Origin of the sequence: Sphingobacterium multivorum, assembly GCF_039511225.1 — a bacterium.
GTDB lineage: Bacteria > Bacteroidota > Bacteroidia > Sphingobacteriales > Sphingobacteriaceae > Sphingobacterium.
Map to the genome: position 1 here is coordinate 4,590,007 of NZ_CP154261.1, position 13,420 is coordinate 4,603,426.

14 protein-coding genes are annotated in these 13,420 nt (G+C 40.8%); 10 read left to right on the top strand and 4 right to left on the bottom strand.

Annotated features, from left to right (window positions below):
• The first annotated feature begins 1 nt into the window (after position 1).
• Entirely contained in the window at positions 2-541 is a 540-nt protein-coding gene (locus AAH582_RS19090; protein WP_343319694.1) for a GNAT family N-acetyltransferase, read from the top strand.
• Between the two features lie 16 nt (positions 542-557).
• Here AAH582_RS19090 and AAH582_RS19095 read toward each other — a convergent pair whose 3' ends face one another.
• Complete coding sequence (locus tag AAH582_RS19095; RefSeq protein WP_046675033.1) at positions 558-1,010, bottom strand: VOC family protein; 453 nt, start codon at positions 1,008-1,010, stop codon at positions 558-560.
• Positions 1,011-1,032: 22 nt separating this feature from the next.
• Positions 1,033-1,485 (bottom strand): acetyltransferase, encoded by a 453-nt coding sequence (locus tag AAH582_RS19100; protein WP_343319698.1) that lies wholly within the window; start codon positions 1,483-1,485, stop codon positions 1,033-1,035.
• A gap of 216 nt (positions 1,486-1,701) precedes the next feature.
• Here AAH582_RS19100 and AAH582_RS19105 point away from each other — a divergent pair, with 216 nt between their 5' ends.
• The 4 genes from AAH582_RS19105 to AAH582_RS19120 all read left to right on the top strand — a co-directional run bounded on the left by AAH582_RS19105 (position 1,702) and on the right by AAH582_RS19120 (position 6,161).
• Complete coding sequence (locus AAH582_RS19105) at positions 1,702-2,202, top strand: GNAT family N-acetyltransferase (RefSeq protein ID WP_343319700.1); 501 nt, start codon at positions 1,702-1,704, stop codon at positions 2,200-2,202.
• A 64-nt stretch (positions 2,203-2,266) separates the two neighbouring features.
• Complete coding sequence (locus AAH582_RS19110) at positions 2,267-3,163, top strand: helix-turn-helix domain-containing protein (RefSeq protein ID WP_343319702.1); 897 nt, start codon at positions 2,267-2,269, stop codon at positions 3,161-3,163.
• Between the two features lie 96 nt (positions 3,164-3,259).
• The gene (locus AAH582_RS19115; RefSeq protein WP_343319704.1) at positions 3,260-5,200 is read left to right on the top strand and encodes an oleate hydratase; all 1,941 of its coding nucleotides are present in this window, start codon (positions 3,260-3,262) and stop codon (positions 5,198-5,200) included.
• A 64-nt stretch (positions 5,201-5,264) separates the two neighbouring features.
• Entirely contained in the window at positions 5,265-6,161 is an 897-nt protein-coding gene (locus tag AAH582_RS19120; protein ID WP_046675029.1) for a 3-hydroxyacyl-CoA dehydrogenase, read from the top strand.
• A 106-nt stretch (positions 6,162-6,267) separates the two neighbouring features.
• On the opposite strand, the gene AAH582_RS19125 is transcribed toward AAH582_RS19120, so the two are convergent.
• Entirely contained in the window at positions 6,268-7,389 is a 1,122-nt protein-coding gene (locus tag AAH582_RS19125; RefSeq protein ID WP_343319707.1) for a serine hydrolase domain-containing protein, read from the bottom strand.
• Between the two features lie 231 nt (positions 7,390-7,620).
• Between AAH582_RS19125 and AAH582_RS19130 the strand changes: the two genes are divergently transcribed.
• A complete protein-coding gene (locus AAH582_RS19130) occupies positions 7,621-8,370 on the top strand; it encodes a hypothetical protein (protein WP_343319709.1) in 750 nt (249 codons plus the stop codon).
• Positions 8,371-8,492: 122 nt separating this feature from the next.
• Here the strand turns inward: AAH582_RS19130 and AAH582_RS19135 are convergent, their stop codons facing one another.
• Positions 8,493-9,017, bottom strand: coding sequence for a DinB family protein (locus tag AAH582_RS19135; RefSeq protein WP_046675027.1), 525 nt, complete (start codon positions 9,015-9,017; stop codon positions 8,493-8,495).
• Positions 9,018-9,179: 162 nt separating this feature from the next.
• Between AAH582_RS19135 and AAH582_RS19140 the strand changes: the two genes are divergently transcribed.
• The 4 genes from AAH582_RS19140 to AAH582_RS19155 all read left to right on the top strand — a co-directional run bounded on the left by AAH582_RS19140 (position 9,180) and on the right by AAH582_RS19155 (position 13,359).
• Positions 9,180-9,854, top strand: coding sequence for a response regulator transcription factor (locus AAH582_RS19140; protein WP_046675026.1), 675 nt, complete (start codon positions 9,180-9,182; stop codon positions 9,852-9,854).
• A 9-nt stretch (positions 9,855-9,863) separates the two neighbouring features.
• Positions 9,864-11,150, top strand: a complete 1,287-nt coding sequence (locus tag AAH582_RS19145; RefSeq protein ID WP_343319712.1) for a sensor histidine kinase — start codon at positions 9,864-9,866, stop codon at positions 11,148-11,150.
• Between the two features lie 152 nt (positions 11,151-11,302).
• Entirely contained in the window at positions 11,303-11,983 is a 681-nt protein-coding gene (locus tag AAH582_RS19150) for a response regulator transcription factor (RefSeq protein ID WP_286842251.1), read from the top strand.
• A complete protein-coding gene (locus AAH582_RS19155) occupies positions 11,983-13,359 on the top strand; it encodes a HAMP domain-containing sensor histidine kinase (protein ID WP_343319715.1) in 1,377 nt (458 codons plus the stop codon). The genes AAH582_RS19150 and AAH582_RS19155 overlap by 1 nt, the downstream gene beginning before the upstream one ends.
• Positions 13,360-13,420: the final 61 nt, after the last annotated feature.

Consider the following 13,420-nt stretch of genomic DNA (forward strand, 5'->3'; position numbering starts at 1 on the left):
CATGCGCATTGATTCAGAAAGATTAGCGATTCGGCCCATCATGCCGGAAGACAGTCGGGCAATATTCGGGTATCGTTCAGATAAAGAAACCAATAAATACCAGGGCTGGATTCCAGACTCTTTAGCAGAAGTCGATGAATTTATAGCAAAAAACCCAAACACGTTCAATCTTCCAGAGTCCTGGTTTCAGCTCGTTATGACCGACAAAATAGCAAAGGCTGTAATCGGCGATATTGGCGTTCATTTTTTTGGTACTGAACACCTGCAGGTGGAATTGGGCTGTACGATAAAAAAAGAATTCCAGCAACAGGGATATGCCAAAGAAGGACTGAAAACAGTTATAGAGGCCCTGTTCCGTCAGTATCATAAACATCGGATCACGGCCTCGGTAGCTCCAGAAAACAAGGCATCTAGGCAGCTCTTAACAAGTCTGGGATTTCGTCAGGAAGCTCATTTTGTAAAAAGCTATTTCCATAACGGTCAATGGGAAGATGATGTGGTCTTTGCTATCCTTGCCGAAGAGTGGAAATCAGCAAAATAAGTCGCGAAAGGGCGACTTATTTTGCTGTACGATCGATCCAATCGGCATAAGAAAGCACGCCCAATTCGGGCCTGCCCTCCCCTTCCAAAACTGCGATAAACTCCAATTGGTTGCCATCCGGATCATTAAAGTATATGGCCAATGCAGGCATCCATGCGAAGACCATCGGTGCTTCGATACCATCTTTTAAAAAATTGTAGGGTGTCAGATCCCGTTTTTTCAGATAATCCACGGCATAATTTAATATATCCGCTTTATTTGCGCTAAAAGCAAAATGTCTGGGTTGAAAGTTTGTTTCTTCCTGCCACAGGCCCAACATATAGTCTTTCCCGGTTCCAATCCATAGAAAAACAATGGGACGTGTCGGATCACGATGTGCCACACGTAATCCCAGTACCTCCGTATAAAATGCGACAGACTTAGCTAAATCCCGCACCTGAATATGCGTTTCGTATAAACCTTGTATCATGAGTTATTTCATTTTATTAAAATTATTTCAATCCATTAATAGCGCTCTCGTGATGTAAATGCAAGATCGGATAGGGTTTCCCCATACCATCTACAGCTGATCGCCCAGTAAGCTGGTACCCTTTCTTCAGATAAAAATCAACCGCCTGCTGGTTTTGCTCATTGACATCAACTTTATACACCTGGAGCTTATCCAGTACATGCTGTAGTGCCACAGTCCCGAGACCTTTCCCCCTGTATGCTGAATCTACAAATAACATTTCCAGATTATCGTCGGAGACAGCGAAAAAAGCTGTAGGCTGTCCGTTGTCATCTATGACATATACCTTTAATTGTGGTAAATACTCGGTTGGGATCAGCCTCTTATATAACTGAAGATCCTCCTCCTTCAAAAAATCATGTGTCGCCCGAACCGAATTTTCCCAAATGTGCAGAATTGCTGCATAATCAGCTTCGCTTGCCGCTCTTATTTCCATAACTATTATCTCGCTCTAAAAAAAGTGTTTACACGGTATCGCAGCAGAAAAGCATTCTTATAAAAACTTCCCGTCCGCTTTACAGAAAGGCAATGTAAGTTAAATTGGAGAACTAAAATCATGAAAAAGTTAAATAAGACAGAAAGATGATGATTTAAGTTCCGATAATTTGATTTAAGAGAAAACAACCTTATCTTGTAAATAAACACATTAGCCATGCACAATACGTTACGATTTGAAAAATACCTATTGGAAGATTTTGATGCTTTCCACGACCTGGTGAAAGCGGATGACGTCATGAAATATATTACCGGCAAAGGATTAACTGAAGAACAGGCCCGCAGAAAATTCGATTCGATTCTCGCGATCAACCAGGCTCCTGATTTAGGCTACTTTAAAGTCATTGAGGCCGATACACAAAGACTTTTGGGGGACTGCAAACTGGTTAACTATAAAAAAGATCCGACAGTATTCGAAATTGGTTATTTGCTCCGCAAAGAACATTGGGGAAAGGGGCTGGGAACACAGATTTGCGAGTCGATGCTAGCCCTTGCCACAACATTAAATCCAGATAAAGATGTGATTGGTATTATTGATCCCGATAACACCGCATCGAGACGACTACTGAGCAAATTCGGATTCAAAAGTTTCTTCGTTGGGATAGAAGACGATATTGCCACAGAAAAACTGCTGCTCAAACGGACAGCATCCGAATAAACAAAGCCCATTCGAATATTAAAAACAATAGGAACTGTATATGCCCAAACCGAACAAGAAGTCAATGAAGTTTAAGGTAAAAACAACTTGTAATACACACGAAAGTCTTCAAGATACCTTATCATTCTTTGGCGTAAATTGCCACCGCCCCTATTATATTTCTTCTGGAAATCCAATTTTTGAATACCCGAGCAACGCTTTTCGTATTGATTATTATGCCATATGTATCTGTACGGCGGGCGAAATTGATATTCAGGTAGACAATCAGGAATACCATATCTCGACAAATCATATCCTCGTATCCGCTCCAACAACGATTATCCGCTTTTCGCAGGTCAGTCCCGACTTTAGAATGAAGCTACTCTTTTTTGACAAAGCGTTCCTGCTTAAACATATTGTCAATCCATTCTTTATTGAGCAACTGGGGCTTTTCAAAAATTCGACCTTTACCATTGTCAGCTACCAAGACAAACAAATTGACAAGCTATTAAAATTAATAGACTACCTTAAAGAAGTTACCTTAAGGACAACGCATTTTACAGCAGATATTATCCGCACGATTATCTTTAACCTACTGCTAGAGATCGCCGACGAATTGGCCTCTAAGGACCACAGTACGACGGAAAGTGGGCAAGAGACCAACAACCTGTTCTATAAGTTTACAGACCTGGTGCAGCGACATAGCAATCAATACAAAGAGGTACAATATTACGCCGACCAGTTATTTATTTCAAACAAATACCTTATTCAGGTTGTTAAAAGAGCATCAGGTAAAACGCCACATGAAATTATTGATGAGCATGTACTTAAAGAAGCCTATGTGCTGCTCGGGAATCCCGAAAAGACAATCTCAGAAATTTCTTATGAAATCGGATTTAATTCCATCTCTGCATTTGGTCGTTTTTTCAAAAAATACGCCACCTTATCGCCATCTGAATACCGAAAGCGACAAAATATGTAGATAGAGGAAATTCGGTAGAACAATAGCGAATTTGAGGGCACAAATGATTAAGGTGGTCTTAGTAACTTTACTCAAGAATTAAAAAACATAAGAATCATGAAAGAAATCACCTCAAAATTCGACAAAGTATTAAATGCATCTGCTGAATATGGAAATGTAAATCATGAACCTGATTCAAGCAAAGAACAACAACGTAATACGCCGAAAAAATCGATGCCCTTTTCTGATCAGATCGGAAACTATCAACGTAATAAAGGTATTCCACCAAAATCATATAAAGACAGTAAAATCTACATCGTCGGAAGTGGTATAGCAGGGATGTCTGCAGCCTACTATTTTATCCGGGATGGCCATGTTCCTGCTGAAAACATCACCTTCCTTGAACAGCTCCATGTGGAAGGCGGCTCGTTAGATGGTACCGGAAATGCAACCGACGGCTATGTCATCCGCGGGGGCCGGGAAATGGATATGACCTACGAAAATCTTTGGGACATGTTTCAGGACATTCCTGCATTGGAGATGCCTGCGCCCTACAGTGTCCTGGACGAGTACCGTTTGATTAATGACAACGACTCCAACTATTCCAAAGCAAGGCTTCTTCATAAACTGGGTGAGATAAAAGACTTCAGTAAGTTTGGCCTAGGTAAGCTAGATCAACTGGCCATCATTCGATTGCTGCTCAAAAACAAAGAAGATTTAGATGATTTAACCATCGAAGACTACTTCAGCGAGTCATTTTTAGCCAGCAATTTCTGGACTTTCTGGCGGACCATGTTTGCTTTCGAAAACTGGCATAGTTTACTCGAACTAAAACTGTACATGCATCGTTTTCTACATGCGATCGATGGATTGAACGATCTTTCATCACTTGTATTCCCAAAATACAACCAGTACGATACCTTTGTGACCCCTTTGCGCAAAGTACTCCAAAGCAAAGGTGTAAACATTCGATTCAATGTGTTGGTCAAAGACCTGGATATCCAAAGCAATACCGATGGAAAAGTTGTGGAAGCCCTGATTACAGAACAAGATGGCAAAGAAGTGAAAATACCGGTCGGAAAAGAAGATTTCGTCATTGTGACCACCGGATCAATGACAGAAGACACTTTCTACGGGGATAACAAAAATGCGCCGATCATCGGTATCGACAACAGCAGCAGCGGTCAGAGTGCAGGCTGGAAACTCTGGAAAAATCTCGCCGCGAAATCAGCCATATTCGGTAAACCCGAAAAGTTCTGCAGTAACATCGAAAAATCGGCCTGGGAATCTGCAACCCTTACCTGTAGACCTTCGGCGTTGGTCGAAAAACTCAAAGAATATTCGGTTAATGATCCTTATTCTGGAAAAACCGTTACGGGCGGTATTATTACCATTACCGACTCCGATTGGCTGATGAGTTTCACCTGTAATAGACAACCCCATTTCCCCGGCCAACCGGATGATGTTCTTGTCTTGTGGGTATATGCCTTATTCATGGATAAAGAAGGAAATTACATCAAAAAGCCAATGCCACAATGTACCGGAGATGAAATTCTGGCTGAACTATGTTACCATTTGGGCATTATCGATCAACTGGACGATGTCATCAACAATACGATTGTACGTACGACATTTATGCCCTACATTACCTCTATGTTTATGCCAAGAGCAAAGGGTGACCGTCCGAGAGTGGTACCTGAGGGATGTAAAAACCTGGGCTTAATCGGTCAGTTTGTTGAAACCAACAATGATGTGGTCTTTACGATGGAAAGCTCGGTACGTACCGCACGGATTGCCGTGTACGAACTGTTAAATTTAAACAAACAGGTTCCGGATATCAATCCGTTACAATATGATATCCGCCATCTTTTAAAAGCGGCCAAAACATTAAACGATGACAAACCGTTTGTGGGTGAAGGTTTGTTGCGGAAAGTACTTAAAGGTACTTACTTCGAACATATCTTACCGATCGGTTCAGAGGAACAGGAAGAACATGAATCGTTCTTGACTGAACAGATCACCAAATTCAAAGATTGGTTAAAAGGAATTAAAGGATAAGGATTACAACCTGCGCCATGGCTCCGTGGTGCAGGTTTTTACGAATTGAAAAAACAATAACATCATGGACTTTAAAAATATAACGATAGCTGGAAGTGGCGTTTTAGGTTATCAAATCGCTTTCCAAACAGCCTTTCATGGCTATCATGTCACCGTGTATGACATCAGCGACGATGTATTAAAAAAAGCTGCCGCAAAATTTGATATTTTAGCGCAGGCATTCGAAAAAGATCTACAGGCGAGTAAAGAACAACTGGCTGCGACTTTCGATAGACTCAGCTATAGTTCAGATCTTGCATCGGCTGTAGCAAAAGCAGATCTTCTGATCGAAGCCGTTCCCGAAAACCCCGCTATTAAAATTGGCTTCTACCAAGAGCTGGCCAAAGTCGCACCGGAGAAAACCATTTTCGCCACAAACTCCTCAACCTTACTACCAAGTCAATTTGCCCAAGAGACCGGTCGTCCCGAGAAGTTCCTGGCATTGCACTTTGCCAACGAAATCTGGAAGCACAATACGGCCGAAATTATGGGCCATCCAGGGACAGACAAAGCGGTATTTGAGCAGGTTGTAAATTTTGCAAAATCGATTGGCATGGTTGCACTCCCGCTGCATAAAGAACAGCCTGGTTATATTGTAAACTCCTTGCTTGTTCCCTTACTTTCCGCAGCAACGGATCTTTTGGTCAACGAAGTAGCTGATGCGGAGACAATCGACAAAACCTGGATGGTTGCCACCGGAGCTCCAACTGGTCCCTTTGGGATACTCGATATTGTAGGAATCACGACAGCGTATAATATCAACAAAATGAGTGCTGAGGCAACAAATGACCCTGTAAAGATTAAAACAGTGGCCTATCTAAAAGAACATTTTATAGACAAAAACAAATTAGGCGTCGCTACTGGAGAGGGGTTCTATACCTACCCCAACCCCACGTATCAATCGCCTGACTTCTTAAAGTAAGTCGGCTTTAAGCAACAAATCGTCCCAACATACATCTTGGGCGATTTTTTGGTTCTAACGTCCGTTATAGTGCCTGCGATTAACGGATGGGACATGGACTCCTCTGCTAATTGGCATAAACAGCATTCAGCCATGCAAAAGTTGAGCGATGCTGTTCATTCAATACCGGTTTATTGATGCCCAGTGTTTTAAGAATGGCGTCGAAGGCTTCACCGATCATAAAATCATCGCGGTTACTAAAAAACGAAATCACCAGATCTTTCTGAACGTCAATATAGACCATATTGTGAAATCCGGTAGATTCACCCGAATGAAACAAGATTGTATGATCGCCAAGATGCTGTATAAACCATCCCAAATGATAGGATATTCCATCCTTTACCGGCATCGCGTTTTGGGCTAACAATTGTTTCAGTTCCGGCTGTTGTAACCTGTCTTTTATTAAAAAATTCGCCCATGCATGATACTCATCGGCAGATAAGTAAACACCGCCATCACCCTGTGTCGCACTGGTCACACTCTGATCGGCAAACAGATAGAAATTTTTCCCTGGATGATAACCATATGCTCGCTCTTCCACTGTATCACCGGGTGTATAAACCATTCCCTTGATAATGCCTATGGGTTCAAACAATTGGCCTTTGACAAAGGATGCAAAGGACTGTTTAGCCACCCTTTCAACAATTAGAGACAATAGACAATATCCCGTATTGCTATAGCGAAATTGACTTCCCGAAGGAAAATACAAACGATCAGTCTGCCTGACATACTTCAGCACATCTTTATCCGACACTTGGTCTTTCCTTTCTTTTGGTATCAATTCCTCATAATCCCAAATACCCGATGTATGTTGCAGAAGTTGGGCAACCGTAATATCTTTCAACGCAATGGGGAGATCTTCAAAAAAAAGGGACAATTGATCCTCCAGTTTTAAACGCTTTTGAAGCACTAAAGCATAGATCGCCTGCGCAGTTATTTGCTTGCTCACAGAGGCCAAACGAAAATGCGAACTGGCTGTAATCGCACGTTTTTCGGTCAAATCAGCCTGCCCAATGGCATAGCGATAGACGATAGCACCATGTTGACTAATGGCACAAGCGACGCCTGGCGCAGTCTGTTCGTTGTAATAGCCTGCAATGCTGTTATCCAATTTTGACTTATCAATTTTTTGTCCCATAACCATACTTGTTACACAGATCAAAATAAAGCTCAATTTTAAGTTCCTCATATTTTTTAAGGCACATTTCGGTTTATATTGTTAGCAGCTCGAAAAAGGTACATCCGTCAATGTGAAGTCCAGCTCGCTGATCTTCAAAAATCGCTATTTTACGGCAATGCTTGGCTCTTTTTTGTACATTTTTATTTATTTCTTTTATTTTTGCTTTCAAGCTTCATTTCTCATGAAGTCCAATTGGCACAGGATCCTTCCGCCAGTTTTTTATTAAAATCACAACAGACTATGTTTTTTATTTACAGTATCTACGACTTTGTATTAGCAGAAAAAAGTGTTACAACAACATTAAAAAAAGAAAACGCGCCAAGAACCTTCACCTTACAGATTATTACCCCAGCCCGGCGGTTTATTGGCTTACCTTTCGGTGGTGGATTTGTCAAACTTTCTCGACTGTATGACGAGCAGGGTAAATTGATTCACGCGCGCAATTATTCAGATGAATTAAAAGCGGAGATCAAATCGTTCAAAAGTCAGTATAGCATCCCCTATTTCCAGTTATGGAAGGGCTTCCTAATTGTCGCTGCGGCAATTCTAATCTGGGCAGTCATTTATGGCGTCAAGAATAAATTGGGAAATCAACAGCGGGAAAAAGAGGTCGGCCAAATGATTGATCAGTTGAAGCAATTAAAAGCCGGCCAGCTTTATGGTGCAACATTTTTTACCGATCAGGAAGGCAACAGCATCGACGGACTTCCAGCGGGTTGGATCAAGATCGATAAAATCATAGGGGATACGGTTTTTATACATCGGTCAAAGCAGCTCGATACCTCCTCGGCACTCTTTGACATGAAGAATATCGCTTCATTCAAGCCTCAATCGACCGACGAGTGGCAGGAAAAAACTGAAAAAATGGATTTTAATCTATTGAAAAAACAGCTTCAGGACGCTGCGACAAAAAAAGTCGATCTGCTCTATATCGGTAAAGACCACGATAAATATTCGGGTGTTATCTTAACGATAAAAGGGAGTGAATAGTTCTTATCTTCGGGCATGCTTACCGCATTAACCTTTCAGCTCATACAAGCTATACGATGGTGTTAATGCATAGCAAACTCAAGATCGATCGCATCAATTGAGATCGATCTTGAGTTTAATTTTTAATACTTGATCTCTTCGTCAACGTCATATTTCATACCCGGATAGTGCAGTAATCTTCGCATCAAGGCAATCTGTCCGGCAAGATAATCTTCCCTCCCGACACACATGCCAATAAAATTCAATTTATTCTCCTCAATAAAAGGAATATTCATATTGATCGTAAAGATTTCAGCCAGCTTCGCATCATCCACTTGAAGCAACGCAGCATAGACCTTTGGTGATATCGCTTTAAAATTTTCTTTTAATTCCTGCACACTGGGATAGTGATAACTTTCATCGAGTGTCTTTCCCATAAAAAACAGATCATGGTATGGATCGTTTTCCTGAAGGCCAAGCACATGCGCCATGGCATAGCGCACATTCACAAAATTACCCGCCATCCATACGATATGGTTGGTCTGGCCATCAATTCGTTTTAATGCATCCTCTTCCGAAATGCCATCCAACGCATTCAAAAAAATTTGACTGTGCATTCGATAAGCAGGAATGATGATTTCCAATTTTAATGATTTCGGTGTATCCATTTCGTTTTGATTTTTATATTAAACATCTGATTTAGAATAAAATTACACGTTTTAAAAGAGCTTACACTTGTCGTATGGCAAGAAATAAAAATGATCAAAATTGATAGATCATTGCGAAATAAATTCTAAATTTCTACTAAATTGAAATTCTATCTTTACGATATGAAGATTTTGATCATAGAAGACGAATTGGAGCTGGCCAAAAGCATCGCAACATATCTTAGTGAACAACACTATTTATGCGAATTTGCGCCAACTTTGCAGGATGCTCTGGACAAAATTCAGCTATACCAGTACGATTGTATCTTACTGGACATCGGTCTACCAGATGGAAATGGTTTAAAATTGCTGGAAGAATTAAAGGCGCAGCGAAAGCAAGATGGTGTGATCATCATTTCTGCAAAAAATGCCTTGGACGACAAAATACACGGACTACAATTGGGAGCCGACGATTATCTAACCAAGCCTTTTCACTTATCTGAACTTACAGCACGAATCTATTCGCTTATACGTCGCAAACAATTCAACAGCGCAAATATTGTTGTACAAAATGAAATACAGATTGATCTCCTCGCAAAAACGGTGATCGTCAATGAGCTGCCCATTGTACTGACGAAAAAAGAATTCGATCTACTCATGTTTTTTATCGGCAACAAAAATAAAGTGATTTCCAAAAGCACCTTGGCCGAACACCTGTCTGGCGACATTGCTGATATGCTCGACAACCATGACTTTGTGTATGCCCATGTCAAAAATCTAAAGAAGAAATTGCAGGACGCCGGAAGCCAACCCTATATTAAGACAGTATACGGTACGGGTTACAAGTGGGAAAATTAAATCAATGAGATGAAACCCCTACTCCGCAAAATAACGACCCCCTTTCTACTCTATGTATTGATCGTACTTGGTGTCAGTATTCCCGTTTATTATTTTGTGATCGACGGTATATGGAAAAGTGAGCTGGACGAACATAACGAAATTATTGTCAAAAAAACAGCTTACGAACTCAACAGATTACAGCTGTCTGAAGATAGGCTCCAAGCCAGCATTGCTTTATGGAATAGCATACAACCTGAAACGAACATACAGAAAGTGAGGCCGGGTGATTTATTACAAGATAGTGTTTATACCATTGAAAAACCACAGCGTTTTGTCGAACCAAAGACAATTGACCGATTTAGATGCCTGTCTTCTGTTATTCAGATCAACGGTGTATCCTATCGCTTTACTGTACAAACAAATATTGAAGAATCTGTAGAGACTATCGCCGCTATCGCGGCGACGACGCTATTTTTCTTTGTTATCTTAGTCATTGGATTACTTATTCTTTCCCGAAGAATATCACTTCGCCTCTGGAAACCATTTCGCGATACGGTTGAAAAGTTAAAGGCATTTAATCTCAATAGTCAACAACAGATTAGCTTTCAGCAAACGGATACGATAGAATTCCACGAACTCAATCAATCCCTGTCTAAGCTTCTCGAACAAAACCTGGCCGTATACCGATCACAAAAGGAATTCACCGAAAATGCTTCACATGAATTGCAAACACCGTTGGCTATCCTAAAAAATAAGTTAGATATCTTATTGCAATCTCCGGATCTAAGCAATGAGCAGTACCAACTTTTTGAAGATATGCATAAAGCGCTTTCGCGCAGTAGCCGAATCAACCGCAATCTGCTGCTGCTTGCCAAGATAGATAATAGTCAATTCGATCACTCAGAAAGTATTCCTATGGACAGGCTGGTTTCACAGTGTATTGAAGTCATGCAAGAGCACTTTGAGCTAAAAAACCTACTGCTGCTACAAGATATAGAGCCTTCGGTCCTGCTTACAGGAAATAGTAGCCTGACCGAAATCCTGATCAACAACCTACTCCTAAACGCCATACGTTACAGTGATGCCAATGATACCATTGCGATAAACCTGACTCAAGCAGCTTTAAGGGTACATAACCCCGGTTCAACAGCCTTAGATAAAAAACTTCTCTTCAAGAGATTTTCCAAGCTCTCAAAAAACAGCCAAGGCAGTGGTTTAGGGCTGGCAATTATAACTGAAATCGCCAGGTATCAGGGCTGGACTGTCGATTATCATTTTGAAAATAATCAGCATATTTTTTCCATTCATTTTTAAAATTCCAAAAGTATTCCCTGGAAAGTTTTATTTGCATATCCGTGTAAATTTAGTTTAGTTTGATACTTTTGTTTGAACGATGCATGGATAGCCCATGATTTGGTGTAACAGGTAAACTTCGATGCGTCGAAGCCCTTAACATTTTTCCTTATATGAAGATTCTCCTAGTCGAAGATGACGTACGTGTCGCAGGATTGATCAAACGCGGACTTGATGAAAATGAATTTCAGACAGCTATTGCCTACGACGGCATATCTGGGAAGAAAATGGCGTTACAACACGACTTTGATCTTATCATAACCGATATCGTGCTCCCTAAGATGGATGGATTGGATCTCTGCAAGGAAATTCGTCATATCAAACCCGATGTTCCCATTATCATGTTAACGGCATTAGGAACTACAGATGATAAAATTGAGGGTTTTGACGCCGGAGCGGATGACTATCTGGTCAAGCCTTTTGAAATGCGCGAACTGCTCGCCCGCATCAGGGTCCTGCTCAAAAGATATCAAAAACAAGATACCCTCACGGGAACAATCTTGCGTTATGGTGATCTGGAAATGAACCTCCATACCAAAAATGTCAAAAGGAATAATACCGAAATCCATTTGACACCCAAGGAGTTCAAACTACTCCATTATTTATTACAACATCCCGAACGCGTGCTTTCGAGAACAGAAATTGCAGAAAAAGTGTGGGAAACTCATTTTGATACCGGGACGAACTTCATTGATGTCTACATCAACTATCTACGTAAAAAAATCGACAAAGATTTTGCGACAAAATATATCCATACCAAATCTGGAATGGGTTTTATGTTAAAACAAGACTAATGCGAATCAGAACCCGAATCTCTATATTATACACGCTGATTACAGCGACAATATTGCTGATATTCGCCAGCACAATCTATTTCTCAGCGGTGGAGAATCGGGAAAAAGAATTTTACGCCCTTTTGAAAAAAGAAGCTTACACCAAAGCAAACCTTTTTTTGAATGCAAAAGTTGACAAAAAGACCTTAGAAGATATCTACCACAACAACCGCAAAATTCTCAACGAAGTCGAGGTTGCAATTTACGACACCCGTTTTGACCTCTTATATCATGATGCCGTAGATATTGATTTTGTCAAAGAGACACCAGCCATGCTGCAGAATATTCTAAAAAATAAGGAAATAAAATTCTATCAGGATAAATGGCAAGTCATTGGCATGACCTTTCCGTATAAAAACAAAACTTACCTCATTACTGCAGCTGCCTATGACCAATATGGCTACAATAAACTAAACAGTCTGTTGTCGACTATTCTTCTGGTTTTCATCTTGGCTATATTTCTGATCTATGCAGCAGGAATATTCTTTTCCAAAAAGGTCTTTCAACCTATCCTGGAAATGACACAACGCGTAAAAACCATTTCTGCGACAAGCTTAGATGCCCGGCTTACGAGTAGCGGAAATAAAGACGAGCTTGCCGAGTTGGCCAGTACATTCAATGCGATGCTCGACCGCCTCGAGAACTCCTTTGATGCCCAAAAGCATTTTGTTTCCAATATCTCACATGAACTCAGAACCCCATTGGCCGCAATGATTGCAGAGCTCGAGATTTCTGCCAATAAGGACCGTAGTATAGTGGAGTATAAAACAGTCATCGACAATACACTAAATGATGCCCAGAAGCTTAAGAAACTATTTAATAGTTTGCTTGATTTTGCCAAAGCAAGTTACGACAGTTCCGAAATAGCGTTTAGGACCTTACGCATTGACGAAATACTAATTGATGCATGCCAACAGGTTCTTCAGTTAAATCCACATTATAAACTTGACGTTTTCGTCGATCCAGCGATTGAAGATGAAAAACTCCTATCCATCAATGCAAATGAATATCTATTGCAGGTCGCCTTTGTCAATCTCATTGAAAACGCCTGTAAATTTTCGTCCAATCAAAAATGTCTAATCGCCATCAAATCGGATGAAAGTAGGATTCACCTCGAATTTAAAGATGACGGAATAGGCATTGACCCGGTCGATCTTCCCCAAATATTTACGCCTTTTTATCGCGGCAACAACAAAGACTATAGCGAAGGAAATGGTATTGGTCTTTCACTCACCCGAAAAATTGTCCTTCTTCACCAAGGCGAGATCGGTGTCCGGTCGACAAAAGGTATTGGAAGTGTTTTTAGCATTGATATCCCACATCGCTCCCTATTCTAATAAAATTCTAATTTTTTTCTAAAGCCTCTCTAACCGGCATATCGGGAGCAGGTGGATAGTT